Source organism: Nocardia sp. NPDC051929 (genome assembly GCF_044548645.1).
Taxonomy (GTDB): Bacteria; Actinomycetota; Actinomycetes; order Mycobacteriales; family Mycobacteriaceae; genus Nocardia; species Nocardia sichangensis.
This window is the reverse complement of the sequence record NZ_JBIUCG010000002.1, coordinates 285,669-304,523: the sequence shown is the minus strand read 5'-3', so window position 1 is coordinate 304,523 and position 18,855 is coordinate 285,669. Positions and strand designations below refer to the sequence as shown.

Sequence of the window (18,855 nt, the reverse complement as noted above, 5' to 3'; positions counted from 1 at the left end):
TCCGATCGATCGGCCGCCCGACGCCGACCGTTCGGCCTCGCACACGAAACGATCCGCGTCCATCCCCCACCTGAAGGAGTTCCGCATGAACGACCACACCATGAACACCATCACCAGCGCCGTCGCACTCGGCCGCGAAGGCCGTCCGGACGACGCGCGGGAAGCTCTGCTCGCCGTATGGGCCTCGCTCGGCCCACAGGGCGACCCACTGCACCGGTGCACCCTCGCCCACTACCTGGCCGACTTGTACGACGACGCGGCCGAAGCGCTCACCTGGGACATCCGCGCACTGGACGCCGCCGACAGCCTTTCGGACGCTCGCGCTCGAACCTTCGACGAATCACTGCGGGTGACCGCGTTCTACCCGTCGCTGCACCTCAATCTCGCCGACGACTATCGCAGGCTCGGCTCGTTCGACGCCGCACAGCGCGAAATCGATGCCGCTCGCACACGTCTGCACACGCTCGCCGACGACGGCTACGGGGCGACGATCCGAACGGCGGTCGACGAAGTCGAGTCGGCTATCCGCGAACGGCGCACCGAACCCCGGGCCTCGGCCCCGAACGGAGGCCGCTGAAGCGCGAGCAGCCCGCACCGATTCGGTGCGGGCTGCTGCGGAGCGCGACTACTTCAAGCGAAGCTTGCCGAACAGACCGTCCTTCTCGTCGTCCGGTCCCGCGGTGAAGTACAGCGAGTCGGCGTCACCGAGGCTCTCGCCGTTGCCGAACATCAGCGCCCACAGTCCTTCGATGGCGACCGGCTTGCCGTCGGCATCGCGCAGGTAGTCGGCGAACTTGCCGGTGGTGTCGTCGTAGGCCAGCACGTGCCCCGCGCCGCCGAAGTTGCCGACCAGCAGTTTGCCGCTGAGCGGACCGAACCCGTCCGGCGCGATCGTCACCGCCCACGGGGCGTTGAGGCGCTTGCCGTCGTCGATGATGCGCACCAGTTTGCCGCCTGCGTCGAACTCGGCGAGCTTGCCCTTGTCCGGCTTGCCGCCCTCTTTGTCCTTGTCCAGCGAGTCCTCCTCACCGGCATCGAACTTGGTCGCGTCCTTCTCGTCCGGCTGGGTGGTGGCATAGGCGACGAAGACCCGGTTGCCGATGGTCGAGACGTTGAACGGCGCGGGATCGCCGGGCTTGGCCTTCTTGCCCTTTTCCGGCGCGGCCGGGTCGATCGCGTCGCCGGTGGCGAACGGGTTGGCGAAGCCGGTGGTCGGGATCAGCTGCCAGTTCTTGTCGAACGTCCGCACCTGCGGGTCGGCGCCGAAATCCGCGGCCAGTAGCTTGTCACCGGAGGGAGCCAGCGCGATCCCGAAGAACTGCATCCCCTGCGACTGGCCGTCGAAGACCAGGTTGGCGGGGCCGTCGTGGCGCACGATCCGGCCCTCGAAGCCCAGCTCGGTCCAGGCGGAGATCTTGCCGGAGTCGGTGGCGAAGATGAACCGCGCCGAACCGTTCAGCGGCCCGCCTTCCTCCTCCACCGGCTGGTCGTGGACGACGAACAGGTCGGAGGTGATCGGCGCCGGGTTGAACACCACGCCGGTGGTCTTGCCCGCGCTCTTGTCCGAGGTGTCGGCGTCGGCGCCGGGGATGGTGACGATCTTCAGCGGGTCCTGGAAGAGCTTGTGCACTTTGTCGTCCGAGGACTTGGTCACGTCGCCGACGAACTGGAACGACTTGCCGCCCGCGCCGACCCAGAAGTGCCCACCGGCGCCCTTGGGGCGGTTGGCCAGCCCCCAGGCGTTCACCAGGTCGGGGAAAACGAACTGCGCCTTGTACTCCGCGTTGTTGGCCGCGAGATTGGTCTGGACGTATTTGTTGCCGTCGAGCGCGGGCACCTCGTCCGACTTCGAGTCCGAGCAGCCGGCCGCCACGACCAGCGCGACGCCAAGCGCCGACGCGCGCAGCAGACCACTTCGGGTCCGCGACCGGGGCGTACCGCCACGGCGCGACTCATTCCAGCGTCCGTTCAACTTCTTGTTTCCTTTCCGACCACACCACATTGGTGATAAGGCGAAGCTAACCTTAGCCTGCGGCAAATTCGGGAGTACCCGAACGGTTCGATGAGGACGGGTTTAGGCTGTTCGCCGTGGCCGAACCCCAGCCTGCGATTGCCCTGCATCCCGATATCGCTCCGCTCGCTCCACTGCTCGGCACGTGGCGCGGTAATGGGCAGGGTGAATACCCGACCATTCAGCCGTTCGGCTATGTCGAGGAAATCCGGTTCGGCCATCTCGGCCGCCCGTTCCTCACCTACCGGCAGAAGACCCGCGCCACCGACGACGGCAGGCCGCTGCACGCCGAGACGGGCTATCTGCGTTGCCCGCGCCCCGACCGCGTCGAATTGATCCTCGCCCATCCCACCGGCATCACGGAAATCTGCGAGGGCTCGCTCGCCGTCGAGGACGGCACGCTGCGCATGGAATTGGACTCCACCGCCCTCGGCCGCAGCAGCACGGCGAAACTCGTGACCGCCCTCGGCCGATCGCTGCACCTCTCCGGCGACACCATCGACTACACACTCCGGATGGCGGCGGTCGGCGAACCACTGCAACATCACCTGGCCGCCACTCTGCTACGGAATTGACCCCGGCCGGAAGGTGCTCGGCAACCGGCGCCGCCCACTGCTCAGCTCGCTGACCAGGTCTTCATAAGCGACCGCTGATTCGGCCAGCCGCTCCCACGCGAACCAGAGGTCCCACTCCTGGTCGTCGGCCATGGCCGCGTGCGCGTACGCGCTCAGCCGCGCCAGGCGGTCGACCACCGAGCCGAACGATTCGGTGTGCAGATAGGCTCCGCCGCGCGCGGCGGGCAAACGAACCTCGACCCAGCGGTCGATGTCCCGAATCAGCCGTGACCGGCGCTCATCGCGGCCGCAACTACATTCCCCATCCACCCGGATGCGGCGAATATGGAGGTCAGCCAAGGTGCGCGCCCGCAGCAGCACGGGATGTCCCGGTGGCGGCACGTCTTCTCTACAGGCGCGCAGTAGTTGACTTCGCGTCGGCAGTCCTTCGCTCATACCGCACCTTTCCCACCCGCGCGGGCCAGCACGCAGTTCACGATCACCATCCCGGACGGACGAAACGTATCCCGCGGCGCCACCACCCAGCGGCGGAATACGCCGTTCGCGTCGGCGGGTGACGGCAGCGCGATTTCACTGCCGAACGGCACGATCGAAACGTCGATCCGGAACAACGCGGCGAACAACCGCACGTCGTCGGGTAGATCCGGTCGGCACAGGAAAGTCCATCGGCGAGAACGGATATGCGCGATCACCGGGCCGATCGAGTGGCCACGGAAAAGCATGTCGTCGCGCACGCGCTGCCCCAGCCTGTCGGGCATCGTGATCCCGCCCACCACGCCCGCCTTCACGACGATGCGGCCGATCTCCGGATGTATACCGGCGGGCAACCCACAGGTGCGGCGGTAAAACGCGCAGCGGGACGCGGGAGTGTCCGCGAATGCCGCATGATTCATTCGCCAGCCTCGATTCACATAGTTCGGTACGCGAAATCCCGGTCGCTGGACCTGGAACCGTTGGCGCGGTTAAGGTTTCAGCACTTCTTCGATTGGGTCCGGGCGCGTTCAGTGAAGCACCGGATATCGCTGGGCGGGAATGTTCTCAGTGGTGGAATCGGGCGGAAACGGCCCAGGTTCCAAGGCCCCCCGCCACAAGGTTCCAGTTAGGTACCCGACCACTAGTTCGGCTACGAAAGGGATTAGTCGTGACTTCAACAGGTTCCACCCTGCCTCGCCGGATGCTGGGGCGTCAGCTCCGGGCGCTGCGAATCAACGCGGGCATCAGCGCGGAATACGCCCGTGACGCGATCGACGTGAGCAAGCAGACCCTGTGGCGGATCGAGACCGGGCAGTCCGTCCGGCTTCATCCGCTGGTCATCGAAGGGCTGTGCAAGCTGTACGGGGCGTCCGAGGAACGCACCGCCATCCTGCTCAACCTGGTCGAAGAGACCAAGCACACCGGCTGGTGGCATGCGTTCAATGACATCATTCTCGAAGACTTCAACCTCTTCGTGGAGTTGGAGGCGACGGCCAAACGTGTCGCCTCTTTCCAAACAACCCTGCTTCCTGGACTACTGCAAACCGATGAGTATCGGCGCGCCTTGATCTGGGTCCGCTTCGCGGCGATGTCCGGAGCTGAGGTCGAACGAAAGATAGCGGCATTCAGGCAGCGGAAGTCACGCTTGGACAACGACTCCGACCCGGTGCGCTTTGAAGCCGTCATCGATGAGTCCGCACTGCGCCGGGCGATCGGCGGACCCTCGGTCATGGAAGGTCAGCTCCGACACCTGCTGCGAATCGGTGAACGACCCCATGTTTCGGTACGGGTGGTTCCTCTCGCAGCGGAGGTGTACGGGGGGCTGAATGTCGGCTCGTTCGTGATTCTCGACTTCCCTGAGCACCCGATCGCTCATCTCACCCAACCACCGATCGTTTACGTGCAGGGATTCACCGGCGACCTGTATCTTGAGAAGCCTGACGAGGTCCGGCGATACCGTCAGGCGTACGCCGACATCCTGCGATCGGCCCTCGACCAGGAGAGCAGCCGATCCCTCATCCGCAAAATCGCCGAGGAGTATGCCGAATGAGCGCCAGCGTACCCGCTGCTGCCTGGTTCAAGAGCAGCTTCAGCAGCGCGGATAGGGACTGCGTCGAGGTCGCGTTTCTCCGCGAGGGCTGCGTAGGTGTACGTGACTCGAAGAATCCCATCGGCCCGGCGCTCGTGTTCGGACCGAGCGAGTGGGACTCGTTCACTGTCTGGATAGCCAGCGGCGACCTAGACCCGTCGCAGCCCTGAAGCCGCTCGTATCGTGCACCGCCCGAGCCGCCACCTCGCACCTCGCGCGAGGCAGGGGCACTCGCTGAAGTGGGCGGATCGGTCACAGGTGATGCATGTCAGGTCGCTTGCACCCGGCAAACGCCGCCGGTAGCGTCAACATTCACTGCAGGGGGCGGAGGAGCCGGTCCGGCCCTGGAGAAGCCAGGAACAACCGGTGCGAGGGGAACCAATGACATCAGGGCGGACTTCGCGGCGATTGACCATCCTCGCCGTCGGTACCGCGCTCGTTCTGGCGGGCTGTGGTCCGGCCGATGACGATGCCGCACCGACCGGAACCTCCTCCGCCGTTCCGAGCTTCGCCCCTGACGCACCCACTGGCTACGACCCGTGCACCGACATCCCGCAAAGCGTGCTCGATTCAGAGAACCTGCGCAGCAAGGATAAGAAGGACGCCAATGCATCGGGGGGTGTCAAGTGGCGTGGTTGTATGTGGGCGCAGCCTGATGGATACGTACCAACAATTCGCACAACGAATCTCACCGTTAACATGGTGCGGGACAAGAAGTTCGCAGATACCCGCGAATACGCCATCGGCGGTCGCCGAGCGATCTCGACACGGCAGGTCGAGGAGCACCTCAACGCCGTATGCACGATCAATGTGGAGATGAAGGGCGGAAGCCTGGAATTCTTCCTCAGCAACCCGCCGTCGAATCGCAAGACCGGCCAACTCGACACCTGCGCACTCGCGAAGACTCTGGCGGAGAAGGTAGTTCCGACAATGCCTGCCACTGTTTGACATACGTCGAAGCGATCGACTCACCGGGAGGGAATAACACATGGGTGACGACAATGCGCAGCCGCCTCGGCCTATGGCCAACATATTGAACGCCGCACAAGAGGGCCAGCTAGGTATCCAGATGTCCGCAGAGGACTTCATCTACATAGACCGTGACTGCGAGTATTTCAAGATTTCCATTCGAAAAATCCAAGCCTCTATGGATCTTGTGGCAGGACAGGATCACTGGGGCTTGGGCGAGGGTAACGGCGACATGGTCTCGGCAGAAACCTTGGTCGACAGATTCAAGAAGAAGGCTCGGGGGGCCGAGGATCGCAACAGTGTCCATCAGATCATGGAAGATCACTATCGGATCGTCGAGGACATCCAAGAGGTGCATCGGCTCGCCCGTGATCGAATCATGCAGGTAGACAGCGACTTTGCCGCAGATTTCAACCGGTTGAACACCACACTGCCCGAGCGCCCGCCCGTCGGTGTCCAGTTCTCACCGCCCAGGCTCCCGAATGGAACGGACAAATGAGCGGCTACGAGAACAAGCGCATCCCGAACGGTGGTGAGCACGCCGACAGCTGGGAACACTCCCGCATCACCGACACGTTCAAGCCGCTCGACCCCACCGATACGTTCACCCAAGCTGACACGTACTGGCAAGCTCGCAACGAGTGGGAGCGAGGTGTTGAGACTTTCGCGCGCTCCATCCAGACTTCCATAGCGCAAGCCTGGTCCGGCCCCGCAGCGGAGCAGTCCAAGAGCTCCATCGCCAAATACACCAGCGACGCACAGAATCTGACGACATCCCTCGAGGAGCTGTACTACCGGGTTCGCGACGCCGCCACCGCGATCACCGATACGAAGAAGGCCATCCCCGATCTCGTCAATATCCCGTTCGAGGATCGCATTTTCAATCCGAGGCGCTGGAATCTGTCGAGCGAACGCTTCCTGGCCGAGCAATCCGCGCGGGTCGCGATGCAGGAATACTACGTTCAGCCGTTCAGCGAGATGGACGGCAAGATTCCGGTGCTGCCCACTCCGGTCGGCCCGACCGCGTCGGTGGACATCCCAGCGCCCCCTCCAGGCGGATACCACAGCGACGATAGCGGCGGCCCCTCGTCGAACGACTCCGGCAACGGTCCTACCAGCACCGATTCCGGTACTCCCGGCGACAAGGACGGCGACGGCAAGCCCGAGACGACGAGCGCCGAAGAACAGCAGCAGTCCACCGACGAGTCGACCCAGAACCAGCAATCCTCCGACACGGCGGCGTCCGATACCACGACCAAGCCCGCAGGCGTCGACCCCACGTCGACCACTCCCGCCTCCACCACGGACCCGACGAAGACCACGTCGACGGGCACCCCGACCCCACACAGCCCGGGCACACCAGGCAGCCCCGGCACGCCCGGCACAACGAACCAGCCGCAACCGGGACGCAGCATCGCGGGCACACCGGGAACGCCGAACACATCAATGAATCCGGCAGCCGCGGCGCGGACCACCTCCGGACTGCGAGGCACGAGCGGAACGTCGGGCATGATGCCGCACGGCTCTCGCGGCAGCGGCAAGGACGATGAATCCGAGCACAAGACACCGGACTACCTGATCACCCAGGAGAACACCGACGAGCTGCTCGGCGAGCCCCCGAGAACGCTGCCCGGCGGCGTCATCGGTGGCACCCCCGACTGACTGCCCGCACACTTCTCGACTCGGCGCACGCCCGCATCCACAGGTAGCGGGCGTGCGTGGATAGTGGCCGCTCCGACGCGGCCGGATTGGACCTCACATGGCTGAATGGACCTGGGAACCGGACGATTTCGCCGCTCTCTGGTACGGCGACGCGCACGATCGCATCCCCAGCCCACTGCGCTACACCAGCCGTTTCGCCTTCCGCGACGACTTCGCCGCCCACCGCGCCGCCGTATGGGAGCGCTACACCGCGGACGAACTGGACGAGATCGCCGCGGCCTTCCACACCCTCGGCGACTCCGATCTCCGAATCGAGATCCTCGGCGGCACCTGCAAGCACAAGAACAGCACCGGCCCCGACGACATCCGCGAGTACCGAATCCTCGGCGCCCGCGACAGCTACCGCGCCGTCGTCCTCAGCCAAGCGGGCAACCAACACGAGCACGGCCCGATCCGCGGCCGCATGTTCCCCGCCGAACAACTCCCGGCACGCCTCGTCAACGCCATCCCCGCCTGCGCCCCCGGAGGGGAGAAACCCGCCACCTTCCACCCCGACGACCTGATCCCCCGCCGCGACACCTACCTCCAGGACAACGCCCGCAACACCCCCCGCGAGCAATACCAGCGCCTCCTCGGCCGCCCCGTCGACGGCGGCGGCACCGCCGTCCTCATCACCGCCCCCCTGCACACCCACACCAAACCCACCAAAGTCCTCCAGTGGCACGATATCTCCGCCGACGGCCGCTACACCGAACACCGCACCGACCACATCACCGTCCGCCCCACCACCCCCACCGACCTGACCACCCACTTCACAACCTGGATCGACCAAGCCCTCCAACGCCTCGAAGCCGCCCGCCCCGAAAGCTGGTAGCAATCCATTGGAACCGAACCGGGTCCCGCGGCGTCCAACTAGTTCAGATAACCGCTGTAGGTCGCTCAAGAGCGACCGAGGAGAGGATGCCGCAGTGAATACTGAGGGTGTGCATGCACCCCGTTGCGAGGTGGGATCGAAAGTAAATGAACAGGTCGGTATCCGCACGGTCGGTACGGGTTCGTTCACCGTGAACCTCCATGACGGTCGACTTCCCGTCGCCGTCGATGCGGATCGGACCCACCACACTCGCTTGCACCCGCCGGGATTTTCCGCCGCCGCGATGACCGCGATTTCGGACCAGACGAATATTTGCACATCATTGACTGACAAACGCCGCGAGGTACTCTGATGGCGGTTCAAGGCCACTACAATCACTACGACGACCCCGATGAATTCTGGGATGACGAGCCGCTCGAACCGAGGCGAACTCATCGCCCACGGAGCGCCGCGGTGCCACCTTCTACCCGTCCGGAATCATCAGCGTCTTCGCTTGCGCCGCTGTCGCAACAGGCAGTACGGAGCGATCGAGAAACCCAACCACTCGCGATCCAATATGCTGCCGGATCCTCACTCGTCTCGATGGATCTCGATGGCGGATTTCTACCAGTCAGCATCGATTTCAGTTCTGGGTGGCGCACTCACGTTGCTCCCCATGAAGTGAGCGACGAGTTGATGTCGGCATACAGGGCGGCAGCATCCATGCGCCTGGATCGGTTGTACTCTACTGGCCGTTTACCTTCCCCACAAGAAATTTCAGAGACGGCGGTTCCGGACCGGCGGAAGATACTTATGGTGCTGCTGGAGACCGAAACCTGGGAGCAGTTCAGTGAAACGTCCAGCAGGATGCTAAGAGACGCTGAATATCAGGTGTACGGTAGGGCGGAAACTTCTGACAGATATTTCGCTGAAGTGGTTGCCGATCGAACCTACCTACGGTCTATCAAGATTTCGTCGTCCTGGCCCGGGTCCACTGACCCTCATCAACTCTCCGACGAAATTTTGCGGTGCGCGCAGCAAATCCGCTCGTTGCGCCCGACATTCGAAGCTCGGCGGGACTACTCACGATACACCGAAGCAGATCTCGAGTACCACTTGGATCGCCACAGAGAACGACTTCTGGACGAGAGGCCGATATGACATCCGACAAGGTAACTGTCTCACTGAATCTGATGCAGCACGCTGTGAACAAATGGAATGAGGCTGCCGATCATCTGAACCGCGCGGCTATGAGAACCTTCGCCGTCGACATTCCCGAGGGAAAAGCCGGCGCGTTCGCCCTCACCCTGGAAAAGTACAGACCCGCCCCGAGCTACTTCCTCGGCAGAATGCTTGAAGGAAAGACCGTGTTCGAGGACATAGCCTCGGTACTCAAACAGGCACACGATACATATGAGGCAGAGGATATCGCTGGCGCGCATGCCATCCAAAGCAAAGCCGGTGAACTGTGACTACTACCCGCGAGGAGTTGATCAGACAGATAGAGGCCATTCGGTCGAGTAAGAACGACATCGGCAACCTGCCCCAAAAAGTACAGGACTGGCATGGGGATTTGGTCAAGCTGATCCGCGCGGAGGGGTACACCGGCGGATTGGTCACCGGTGGCGTGTTCACGACCGAAATGCAAGTAGATTTGGTATGGGCGAACCGCGATCAGATCAATAAGGCACTGGGTGAAACCTGGGACAAGCTTGCTGAAATGGAACCCGGACTCGAAGTCCCGGTTACTTTTATCGACTATGCGAACGAATGGCGCAATATAAGGAACGATATCTTCAATGCAAGCAATGCATTCTCGGAAACAGACCTCACAGGCGAATGGGAAGGCGATGCCGCCAACCGATACAGGGAACTGCGCATGCGACAGAAGCTCGCCCTGGACACCATGCCGCAAGTATGCGAGACAATAGCGACAAGCCTTGAGAGAATTGCCCAGAACGAGCTCGCCCTCTACACTGATCTCGCGACCAAATCAAAGGATCTGGTAACGAAAGTTCTGACTGTCGTTACAAGTCTAATCAAGTCCTTCTTCAATTTCCCTCTCGGTCCCATATCAGCCTCAACCGACCTGGTGGCGGCAGTGGATGCATCGAGGACCTTCATCCTTGGAGCTGCTACGTCCATTGCAACAAACGCTCAGACAAATATGATCGAAGGCAACAAGATTACACAAAATATATCGGCCCAAGCTGGCCTCCCTGAAAACAAATGGCCTCCGGGAGTCGTCGCAAGTTACGGCGAGGGTATCAATGGGCTTCGTATCGCACTCGGCGATGCATCGGTGAATGATGGCGACAAATCAGATTGGAAGCTCCAGCTGTGATCGGAATCTTTCGGTTTATGACGGTGGCCGTAGTTGCTGCAGCACTGACAGCCGGATGCGCCACGTCGCCTTCGCCTTCGCCACCATCTCCAGAGCAGCCGGCCGCTGTAACCCAGGGCGCCTTGTGCGATTCGCTGCTCACTTTCTTTGGCAACCAACTCGGCGCAGTTGACTTGACCGCGGTGCCGCTCTTCAATCGTGAAGAAACGATTTCACCCGGCGGGATTTGCACAGTCATCAACAGCACGAGCCAGAGGGCGAATGGCAGGGTATCGTTACGGAATGCACCGAACGCCCCGGACCCGACTGAAGGTGTCGTAGGATTTAGAAAAACGACCGGACTGAATGATCCAGTTTGGGTTCAGGATATGCGCACCGACACTAGAAATCCCGGTATCGAAGTCGTTTTGGCAACCCGGATCGGAGAGTGGAATGGACAATTCAGGATCACCGAATCCGAAACCCGAACCGCAACTGGCATCCTGCATCTAACGGATGAGGACATTAATAGGGCTGCCCATTTTCTCGTCGAGCTGACCAGAAAGGTTTCAAAGGCTTAGCGGTCAGCTCCGCGGGTGGAAGCTGCCGACGCGGCCAAACCTGTTGCCTGAGGTGAGTTCGTTCGAAGAAGGTGTTTCAGTGGGGTATTCACATTCCATCAACAATCGGTGGCCGCGCAGCTCTTCCGACGACTTCAACACCAACTCTCCCAGCTCCGAATGGCAGGCGACGTGATCTTCCGGAAGCTGCTTGCGATTTCGGCTCTGGGAGTGCTGCTTTCGGCCTGCGATTTGTTTTCGCACACTCATCCCGACAAGTATGAGATACCGACGAGCAGCCACACAATTCAGGAGTTGTGCGACTCTGCGAAACAGTTCTTCGTCACTCGAGCTGGTGCCGAAAATCTGCAGGTCAGCGCCGGCGCTGGCGGAAAATCGCTGACCGATAAGATCGGCACCGGCAATGGGTGTGTCTATGAGAAGGCAGACGGGTCCGCGTGGCCGTCTGCCCTCGGATACATATCCCTGTTTCGCGTCACCGTCAGCGGTAACACCCTGTCCACACCTCCCGCGTCGACAGATAACTACCCGACCAAGGTTCTGACCGTGAACGGCGCGAGCGTCAAGGTCGCGACCGAGCCACTGCCCAAGGGGGGCGACCACGCCACCACACTGCTCGACGTCGACCTCACCACCACGGTCGACGGCTGGAAGGGCGAACTCCAGTTCCGAGCCACCGAAGCCCAAACGACGCGAGATGACCAACTGACCCGAGAAGGCGCGCAGGTGCTCATCGACACGATCCGCGCTCTCAGGGGTTGACGGCAGGCCCTCCGTCAGCGGACCGCGACCGACGGCAGTGCGCGGCCGGTCTCGCTGTGCTCCAATGGGTTGTCGTTTATCGCCGCCGAAGCATCGCGTGATGGATGTAGTACTTGTCGACCTGGCGGGTGAAGACGCTCACCATTTCCCAGCCGAAGTACGTGTCCAGCCATTCGATACAGGAAGCCAGTATCGACAGATTTCCGTCGTGGTTGGCTTTCAGCAGGCCCGCATCCCAGGCGAGACCTCGCCGGGGTTGCGCGTAGATGACCAGGTACTTGCGCCGGTAGGTGCGCATGTCGACAGTTCCGTTCAGGACTGCCCTGGCGTCGAGCACCGTTCCCGGGCCCGCAGGGAGCAGTGGGGGCTGACCGTTCACGCTTCCGCTCCTACCCGCGCGGGTCGGGAGGCACGACCGAACCGTGCATCGGTAGCAGGCAGACGGAGGACGACCGGCCCCACAGTGATTCCCGCACCGGTTCTCCCGATCAATAAATCCCCCTCGGACGCAACGCACTCGGACAGCACGACCGGGTCCACGATACCGCTTTCCTGCTGTGCCGACGGGCTCCAGCCGCCGAGGCGTCGCCCGAGCTGCCATCACATCCGTCTGTGTCGCCGGACCCGGTGACGGCGTCGGAAGGTCGCCGCCGGGGCCGGTCAGAAGAGCCCGTCACCAGGGTGCGATGGTCCGGCGGGCTACGTGCCGGGCGACGGTGGGATTCTCGAGATCCAAATGCCGGCTGGGCACCAGCAGATAGACGCTCGCGGCCGCGTCGGCTACGGCGCCATGCTGGTGCGCCTGGTGACCCGTCTCGACCCTCGCGCCCTCACCGTGCCGACCCTGGTGATCGCCGGACGTACCGACCGCATCGCGCCGGCGCATCGCCCTCGCCTCCTCGCCGAGAAACTGCCGCGGTGGTGGAACTGGTCGAGTTCGGGACCAGGCACTACGGACCACTCGAAGCACCGGACGAGGTGGCGGCGTTGCTGGCGTATCTTTCCGGCCGCGGCCGAGGCCATGTGACCCCGCGAGAACACCGCTGATAAGCGTTCACACAGAATGGATTCGAAAACAGACAAAAACGGAGTGGCTGACTTATTGCCGAGGTAGCGGCGGTGGGCGCTAATGGAAAGAGCCGGGCCACTGAGTGAGTCGGGGCGCCCTCCCCCCGGCGTAGAGAAAACAATCTCCACGAAACCAGGAGGCATCGCCGTGCCCACAATCACTTCGATCACACCCACCTCGGGCCCCACCACGGGAGGCACCAGCGTCACGATCGCGGGCACCGGGTTCACCGGTCCGCTGACCGTGCGGTTCGGCTCCACCGCAACGACTTTCACCATCGACTCCGCCATACAGATCACGGCCGTCGCTCCCGCGGGGTCGGCCGGCGCGGTACAGGTGACGGTCAGCGATTCGGGCGGGACCAGCAACGGTGCCACCTACACCTATCTCGCCGTCCCGGCTTTGACCTCCATCGCCCCCGGCCAGGGGTCAACCGCCGGCGGGACGTCGGTCACACTCACCGGGTCCGGACTGACCGGTGCCACCGCCGTCACTTTCGGCACCACACCGGCGACTTCGTTCACCGTCGACTCGGATACGCAGATCACGGCCGTCGCCCCGGCGGGCACGGGCATCGTGTCGGTCACCGTCACCGCTCCAGGCGGCACCAGCAACGGGGTCACCTTCATCTATGTCGTGGTGCCCACCATCACGGCGGTCTCCCCTGCTTCGGGTCCCGCATCGGGCGGCAACAACGTCACGATCTCCGGCACCGGGTTCACCGGCCCGCTGACCGTCCGGTTCGGCAGTACCGCCACGACCTTCACCGTCGACTCCGCGTTGCAGATCACCGCCATCGCTCCCGGAGGTGCGACCGGATCCGTGCAGGTCACCGTCACCGGCTCGGGTGGCACCAGCAACGGCGTCACCTACACCTACGTCTGATCGAGACAACCCACGGGCCGTCGCCGGGAATCCGGCGGCGGCCCGATCGCGTTGAGCGCCTGATTCACTGCGAGCTTCTCGCAGTCCCTCTCGAGCAGACCGTCCGCAACAGCAGGGTCCTTCCTTCACACCGGCGACCGACAGCGGCCACCTGCCCGGAAGCCCACGCGCCGTGGAACGGCTCGGCACCGATAATGACTGCGCGCGACTGGATTCCGTCCGCAGGAGGGACGGTCGGCTGCCAAGGCGACAGTCCCAGCCTGCCATGTCGGCGAGAACAACTCCGGGGCAAGGCCCGACGATCCGTTCCCGGCGCTGGTCAACACGTGGCAACAATCTGGAAAACGGACAAAAACGGATCATCCTACACGTTGCCGACGCGCTGTTACTGGGGCATAACGGAGTTAACCGATCCAACACCAGCTTCGGGCACCCCCCGCTTTGGAGGAACCAGCAAACAGAGAGGCAGCGCCATGCCTACATTCCTCTCCCCGTCTTCGGGACGGCACGCGCGGGCTTCTCGTGTCACGGTGGCGACCGGCATTCGAGTGGACAGCATCGCGGTGGTGCGGGCGACAGCATCGCATCACGAACCGTCCTCCACCGCACACGGGTTCAACTAGATCCCGCTCGGGGTGGATTCCACGACACCGACACGGTCCGAACTCGCGACCGTGTCCCAACGGACCCCGACGCCTGGGTGCGGCGCACAGTTCCCCAGTCATCGGGCTTCCAGACCGGCCGGCGGCACCCCGATGCCGCAGCAAGAAAGAAAGGAAAGAACCGATGAACAAAGTAATCACGTTCCTGCACAGTGAGCCCGTCCGCGCATTGTTGTACCCACTGCTGGTCGCGCTGATCGGGTACGGAGTCGCCAAGGGCGTTGTCTCGTCCGACCTCTCCGGATTCGTCCTCGCCATCATCGCGGCGGCGCTGGGCCTGCCCGCGGTCGAGTCGGCACGCCACCGGGTCAGCCCGGCGCCACCGGACAGCGGTGAGCCAGCATGAAAGCGACCAAGGAGAAGACCCGCCACGACCCCTTCGAGGTGGTGCTGTGCGCTGTCTTCGGCGCCTCGATGCTCTTGCAGTGCGTCTACGGGCCGCCACCTGATTCGGCGACCGCGGCCATGCCGTCGGGGCTCCGGACACTGTGGCTGGTTCTCATGCTGATCGGCTGCGCCACGACGCTGGTCGGTTTGTTCGCCCGGCACGTCTGGGGGTATCTGATCGAGCAGGTCGGTCTCGGGGCGCTCGGCTGGTCCCTGGTGGCCTTCGGTGCGCAGCTGCTGCTGTTGCAGCTCGAGAACCGAAGCCTCGGCACGGCCACGTTTCTCGGCGGTCCGCTGCCGATCGCGCTGGGCGTCGCGTTCCTGTGGAAGCGCCGCCAGGTGCTGCAAGACGTGCGGACGCTGCACGCGGTGAAGGTGAGGGAGGCGTCATGAACCTGGTACAGCAGTCGCCGCTCTTCGCCGCGCTGGTGCTCATCGCCAGCTCATCGGCGCTGTCGGCGGCGGTGACGGCGTGGTTCAAGCGCGGCGACGTCGACGCCAACATGACCAAAACGAAGGCCGACGCGGCGAAAGTCCTCAGCGACCTGGCCATTTCGCAGACACAGCAGATGTCCGAGCAGATGGGCGAGTTCCGCATGGCGCTGCGGGCACACCGGGAGTGGGATCGGAAGATGGTGAGCCGGGTGCGGCAGGCGGGCATCGAATTCGACGATCCGCCCGAACTGTTCCTGTGACGCGGACAGGAGCTCGACGAGCGGGACACCGCGAGGCCATTTTCCAGTGGTCGCCGAATGTTCGCGGCTCTCCGCGCTCCGGCCACCCGCTTCGCGTCGGCAAATAATCGGCGGCGTCGCGACGCCGCCGAAAACTTCGCTGCCGCAACGTGTGCCAAGTAGTTCACTTCGCAAACAGACACGCCGGCACCTATCCGAAAACGGACCAAAACGGATTCCAGACATGTTGCCAGCCCCCGTATCTCGGAGTGAGATGGAAACCAGCCGGGCCATGGAATTGTCGGCGCCCCCGGTGACAGAGGAACAAACACCACGGCAACAAGGAGGCAGCGCCATGCCTACCATCACCTCTCTGTCCCCGACATCGGGACCGACCACCGGTGGTACGAACGTCACGATCACGGGCACCGGATTCGGCGGTCCCACCACCGTACGATTCGGCAGTACCGCAACCACGTTCACGCTCGATTCCGCCACCCAGATCACTGCGGTCGCCCCCGCCGGTTCGGTCGGCACCGTGCAGGTCACCGTCACCAACTCGGGCGGGACCAGCAACGGGCTCCCCTACACCTATGTCGCCGTTCCCGCGTTGAACAGCATCACTCCCAATCAGGGGTCGACCGCGGGCGGAACGACCGTCACTCTGAACGGATCCGGCTTCACCGGCGCCACCGCGGTCACGTTCGGCAGCACACCGGCTACGTCCTTCACGGTCGTCTCCGACACGCAGATCACGGCCGTCACCCCGGCCGGAACGGGGATCGTCCCGGTCACCGTGACCGGTCCCGGCGGCACCAGCGGCGCGGTCCCCTACACCTATGTCGTGGTCCCCACGATCACGTCCATCTCGCCGACTTCCGGTCCCACCGCGGGCGGTAACAGCGTCATCATCACCGGCACCGGGTTCACCGGCCCGCTGACGGTGCGATTCGGCAGCACCGCGACGCTTTTCACAATCAACTCCCCGACTCAGATCACGGCCGTCGCACCCGCCGGGACCGGCACCGTGCAGGTCACCGTCACCGGATCGGGTGGAACCAGCAACGGAGTCGCCTACACCTACGCCGCGGTGCCCACGCTGACGAGCATCGCCCCCAGCACCGGGCCGGTGACCGGCGGGACGACGGTGGTTCTCACCGGAACCAACCTGACCGGAGCCACAGCGGTCACCTTCGGTGGCACCCCGGCGACCTCGTTCACCGTCAACTCCGCCACCCAGATCACCGCCGTCGCACCGGCCGGAACCGGAACGGTATCGGTCAAGGTCACCACACCGGGTGGAATCAGTAACGGCGTCGCCTACACCTACGTCGCGGTGCCCACCCTCACCACGGTGGTCCCGAACACCGGACCGGCCGCGGGCGGAACAACGGTGATACTCACCGGAACCAACCTGACCGGAGCCACAGCGGTCACCTTCGGTGCCACACCGGCGACCTCGTTCACGGTCAACTCCGCGACCCAGATCACCGCCGTCGCACCCGCCGGAACCGGAACAGTGTCGGTCACCGTCACCACTGCGGGCGGGACGAGCAACGGAGTCGCCTACACCTACATCGCCGTTCCCGCCCTCACAGCGGCAGTGCCGAACGTGGGTCCGGTGTCGGGCGGAACGACGGTCGTTCTCACGGGAACGGGACTGACCGGAGCCACAGCGGTCAGCTTCGGTGGCACACCGGCGACCTCGTTCACCGTCAACTCCGCCACCCAGATCACCGCCGTCGCACCAGCCGGAACCGGAACCGTATCGGTCACCGCCACCACACCCGGTGGAACCAGCAACGGAGTCGCCTACACCTACGTCGCGGTGCCCACCCTCACCACGGTGGTCCCGAATGTCGGACCGGTGTCCGGCGGAACAACCGTCGTTCTCACGGGAACCGGACTGACCGGAGCCACAGCGGTCACCTTCGGTGGCACGCCGGCGACCTCGTTCACCGTCAACTCCGCCACCCAGATCACCGCCGTCGCACCAGCCGGAACCGGAACCGTATCGGTCACCGCCACCACACCCGGTGGAACCAGCAACGGAGTCGCCTACACCTACGTCGCGGTCCCGACCCTCACCACGGTGGTCCCGAATTCGGGTGTGGCAGCTGGTGGGACGACGGTCGTCATCACCGGCACCGGGTTGTCGACAGCTACTGCGGTCACCTTCGGTGGCACACCGGCGACCTCGTTCACGGTCAACTCCAATACGCAGATCACCGCCGTCGCACCCGCCGGAACCGGAACCGTATCGGTCACCGTCACCACAGCGGGCGGAACCAGCAACGGCCTGCCCTACACCTACATTCCGGTTCCCACCCTCACCACGGTGGTCCCGAATATCGGACCTGCCGCGGGCGGAACAACAGTCGTCATCACGGGAACCGGGCTGACCGGTACCACCGGGGTGGACTTCGGCGGTGCACCGGCGACCTCGTTCACGGTCGACTCCAATACGCAGATCACCGCCGTCGCACCCGCCGGAACCGGTACAGTGCAGGTCACCGCCACCACATCCGGCGGAACCAGCAACGGCCTTCCATACACCTACATCGCAGTTCCCACGCTGACGGCAGCTGTCCCGAATGTGGGCGTGGAAGCGGGCGGTACGATCGTCGTTCTCACCGGCACAGGGCTGACCGGAGCCACAGCGGTCGACTTCGGTGCCACACCGGCGACCTCGTTCACCGTCGACTCCGCCACCCAGATCACCGCCGTCGCACCCGCCGGAACCGGAACGGTGCAACTCACCGTCACCACAGCGGGCGGAACCAGCAATGGCGTGGCCTACACCTACATTCCGCTCCCCACCCTCACCACGGTGCTGCCGAATGTGGGATTGGAAGCCGGTGGGACGATCGTCGTCCTGACCGGGACGGGGCTCTCCACCGCCACCGAGGTCACCTTCGGCGGCACACCGGCCACCTCGTTCACAGTGCTCTCCGATACGCAGATCACCGCGGTCGCGCCCGCGGGGACCGGCACCGTACAGGTCACCGTCACCACCGCAGGAGGTACCAGCAACGGAATCGCCTACACCTACCTCGGGGTTCCCACATTGATCACGGCGCTGCCGAACGTGGGGTCGGCGGCGGGCGGGACGACGGTCGTCATCGCCGGAACGAACCTGCTCGGAGCCACCTCGGTGGACTTCGGCGGCACACCGGCGGCGTCGTTCACCGTCGACTCCGCGCTCCAGATCACGGCGGTCACACCCGCCGGAACGGGCACCGTACAACTCACCGTCACCACTGCAGGAGGAACCAGTAATGGTCTTGCGTTCACCTACATCTGACGGCTGAAGCGGCTGGGCCGTCGGCAGGCTGTTGCCGGCGGCCCAGCTTCGTCGCGGTCGAGCGACTACGACACGA

At 64.0% G+C, this 18,855-nt stretch carries 24 protein-coding genes; 19 read left to right on the top strand and 5 right to left on the bottom strand.

Annotated elements, in window-relative coordinates; genetic code table 11:
- Window positions 1–85 precede the first annotated feature (85 nt).
- Entirely contained in the window at window positions 86–577 is a 492-nt protein-coding gene (locus ACIHAX_RS03575) for a hypothetical protein (RefSeq protein ID WP_364427082.1), read from the top strand.
- A 48-nt stretch (window positions 578–625) separates the two neighbouring features.
- Here the strand turns inward: ACIHAX_RS03575 and ACIHAX_RS03570 are convergent, their stop codons facing one another.
- Window positions 626–1,972 carry a TIGR03118 family protein gene (locus ACIHAX_RS03570; protein WP_379251431.1) on the bottom strand — a complete coding sequence of 449 codons (1,347 nt, stop codon included), beginning with the start codon at window positions 1,970–1,972 and terminating at the stop codon, window positions 626–628.
- Between the two features lie 107 nt (window positions 1,973–2,079).
- Here ACIHAX_RS03570 and ACIHAX_RS03565 point away from each other — a divergent pair, with 107 nt between their 5' ends.
- A complete protein-coding gene (locus ACIHAX_RS03565; RefSeq protein ID WP_397275734.1) occupies window positions 2,080–2,586 on the top strand; it encodes a peroxynitrite isomerase in 507 nt (168 codons plus the stop codon).
- Here ACIHAX_RS03565 and ACIHAX_RS03560 read toward each other — a convergent pair.
- Together ACIHAX_RS03560 and ACIHAX_RS03555 are read right to left on the bottom strand one after the other, a co-directional pair.
- Entirely contained in the window at window positions 2,575–3,021 is a 447-nt protein-coding gene (locus tag ACIHAX_RS03560) for a DUF4254 domain-containing protein (protein ID WP_397275606.1), read from the bottom strand. The genes ACIHAX_RS03565 and ACIHAX_RS03560 overlap by 12 nt on opposite strands.
- Complete coding sequence (locus ACIHAX_RS03555; protein ID WP_364427089.1) at window positions 3,018–3,479, bottom strand: DNA-directed RNA polymerase subunit beta; 462 nt, start codon at window positions 3,477–3,479, stop codon at window positions 3,018–3,020. Before ACIHAX_RS03555 ends, ACIHAX_RS03560 begins: the two co-directional genes overlap by 4 nt.
- A gap of 281 nt (window positions 3,480–3,760) precedes the next feature.
- Here ACIHAX_RS03555 and ACIHAX_RS03550 point away from each other — a divergent pair, with 281 nt between their 5' ends.
- The 11 genes from ACIHAX_RS03550 to ACIHAX_RS03500 all read left to right on the top strand — a co-directional run bounded on the left by ACIHAX_RS03550 (window position 3,761) and on the right by ACIHAX_RS03500 (window position 11,798).
- On the top strand, window positions 3,761–4,609 hold the full coding sequence (locus ACIHAX_RS03550; RefSeq protein ID WP_397275604.1) for a helix-turn-helix domain-containing protein: 849 nt from the start codon (window positions 3,761–3,763) through the stop codon (window positions 4,607–4,609).
- Complete coding sequence (locus ACIHAX_RS03545) at window positions 4,606–4,818, top strand: DUF397 domain-containing protein (RefSeq protein WP_397275602.1); 213 nt, start codon at window positions 4,606–4,608, stop codon at window positions 4,816–4,818. Before ACIHAX_RS03550 ends, ACIHAX_RS03545 begins: the two co-directional genes overlap by 4 nt.
- A gap of 238 nt (window positions 4,819–5,056) precedes the next feature.
- On the top strand, window positions 5,057–5,596 hold the full coding sequence (locus ACIHAX_RS03540; protein ID WP_397275600.1) for a DUF3558 domain-containing protein: 540 nt from the start codon (window positions 5,057–5,059) through the stop codon (window positions 5,594–5,596).
- Window positions 5,597–5,636: 40 nt separating this feature from the next.
- Window positions 5,637–6,116 (top strand): hypothetical protein, encoded by a 480-nt coding sequence (locus ACIHAX_RS03535; protein ID WP_397275598.1) that lies wholly within the window; start codon window positions 5,637–5,639, stop codon window positions 6,114–6,116.
- Window positions 6,113–7,279, top strand: coding sequence for a hypothetical protein (locus ACIHAX_RS03530; protein WP_397275596.1), 1,167 nt, complete (start codon window positions 6,113–6,115; stop codon window positions 7,277–7,279). Before ACIHAX_RS03535 ends, ACIHAX_RS03530 begins: the two co-directional genes overlap by 4 nt.
- A 97-nt stretch (window positions 7,280–7,376) precedes the next feature.
- Complete coding sequence (locus ACIHAX_RS03525) at window positions 7,377–8,153, top strand: ESX secretion-associated protein EspG (RefSeq protein WP_397275594.1); 777 nt, start codon at window positions 7,377–7,379, stop codon at window positions 8,151–8,153.
- A gap of 94 nt (window positions 8,154–8,247) precedes the next feature.
- A complete protein-coding gene (locus ACIHAX_RS03520) occupies window positions 8,248–8,505 on the top strand; it encodes a hypothetical protein (protein WP_355069975.1) in 258 nt (85 codons plus the stop codon).
- A 784-nt stretch (window positions 8,506–9,289) separates the two neighbouring features.
- On the top strand, window positions 9,290–9,604 hold the full coding sequence (locus ACIHAX_RS03515) for a hypothetical protein (RefSeq protein WP_355069971.1): 315 nt from the start codon (window positions 9,290–9,292) through the stop codon (window positions 9,602–9,604).
- Window positions 9,601–10,476, top strand: coding sequence for a WXG100 family type VII secretion target (locus ACIHAX_RS03510; protein ID WP_397275592.1), 876 nt, complete (start codon window positions 9,601–9,603; stop codon window positions 10,474–10,476). The genes ACIHAX_RS03515 and ACIHAX_RS03510 overlap by 4 nt, the downstream gene beginning before the upstream one ends.
- Before the next feature lie 17 nt (window positions 10,477–10,493).
- Window positions 10,494–11,036: a hypothetical protein gene (locus tag ACIHAX_RS03505; protein ID WP_397275590.1), complete on the top strand. Its 543-nt coding sequence runs from the start codon at window positions 10,494–10,496 to the stop codon at window positions 11,034–11,036.
- A gap of 159 nt (window positions 11,037–11,195) precedes the next feature.
- Complete coding sequence (locus ACIHAX_RS03500) at window positions 11,196–11,798, top strand: hypothetical protein (protein ID WP_397275588.1); 603 nt, start codon at window positions 11,196–11,198, stop codon at window positions 11,796–11,798.
- Between the two features lie 76 nt (window positions 11,799–11,874).
- Here ACIHAX_RS03500 and ACIHAX_RS03495 read toward each other — a convergent pair whose 3' ends face one another.
- Both ACIHAX_RS03495 and ACIHAX_RS03490 read right to left on the bottom strand, forming a co-directional pair.
- The gene (locus ACIHAX_RS03495) at window positions 11,875–12,177 is read right to left on the bottom strand and encodes a hypothetical protein (protein WP_397275586.1); all 303 of its coding nucleotides are present in this window, start codon (window positions 12,175–12,177) and stop codon (window positions 11,875–11,877) included.
- 294 nt (window positions 12,178–12,471) lie between these two features.
- The gene (locus ACIHAX_RS03490; RefSeq protein WP_355069961.1) at window positions 12,472–12,684 is read right to left on the bottom strand and encodes a hypothetical protein; all 213 of its coding nucleotides are present in this window, start codon (window positions 12,682–12,684) and stop codon (window positions 12,472–12,474) included.
- A 32-nt stretch (window positions 12,685–12,716) separates the two neighbouring features.
- Here ACIHAX_RS03490 and ACIHAX_RS03485 point away from each other — a divergent pair, with 32 nt between their 5' ends.
- From ACIHAX_RS03485 to ACIHAX_RS03460, 6 genes are all read left to right on the top strand, one after another.
- A complete protein-coding gene (locus tag ACIHAX_RS03485; RefSeq protein ID WP_397275584.1) occupies window positions 12,717–12,845 on the top strand; it encodes a hypothetical protein in 129 nt (42 codons plus the stop codon).
- Window positions 12,846–13,014: 169 nt separating this feature from the next.
- A complete protein-coding gene (locus tag ACIHAX_RS03480; RefSeq protein ID WP_356961338.1) occupies window positions 13,015–13,752 on the top strand; it encodes an IPT/TIG domain-containing protein in 738 nt (245 codons plus the stop codon).
- Between the two features lie 786 nt (window positions 13,753–14,538).
- Window positions 14,539–14,760, top strand: a complete 222-nt coding sequence (locus ACIHAX_RS03475) for a hypothetical protein (protein WP_355069956.1) — start codon at window positions 14,539–14,541, stop codon at window positions 14,758–14,760.
- Complete coding sequence (locus tag ACIHAX_RS03470; RefSeq protein ID WP_355069954.1) at window positions 14,757–15,194, top strand: hypothetical protein; 438 nt, start codon at window positions 14,757–14,759, stop codon at window positions 15,192–15,194. Before ACIHAX_RS03475 ends, ACIHAX_RS03470 begins: the two co-directional genes overlap by 4 nt.
- Window positions 15,191–15,496, top strand: coding sequence for a hypothetical protein (locus ACIHAX_RS03465; RefSeq protein ID WP_355069953.1), 306 nt, complete (start codon window positions 15,191–15,193; stop codon window positions 15,494–15,496). Before ACIHAX_RS03470 ends, ACIHAX_RS03465 begins: the two co-directional genes overlap by 4 nt.
- 334 nt (window positions 15,497–15,830) lie before the next feature.
- Window positions 15,831–18,779 (top strand): IPT/TIG domain-containing protein, encoded by a 2,949-nt coding sequence (locus tag ACIHAX_RS03460; RefSeq protein ID WP_397275581.1) that lies wholly within the window; start codon window positions 15,831–15,833, stop codon window positions 18,777–18,779.
- The last annotated feature ends 76 nt before the right edge of the window (window positions 18,780–18,855 follow it).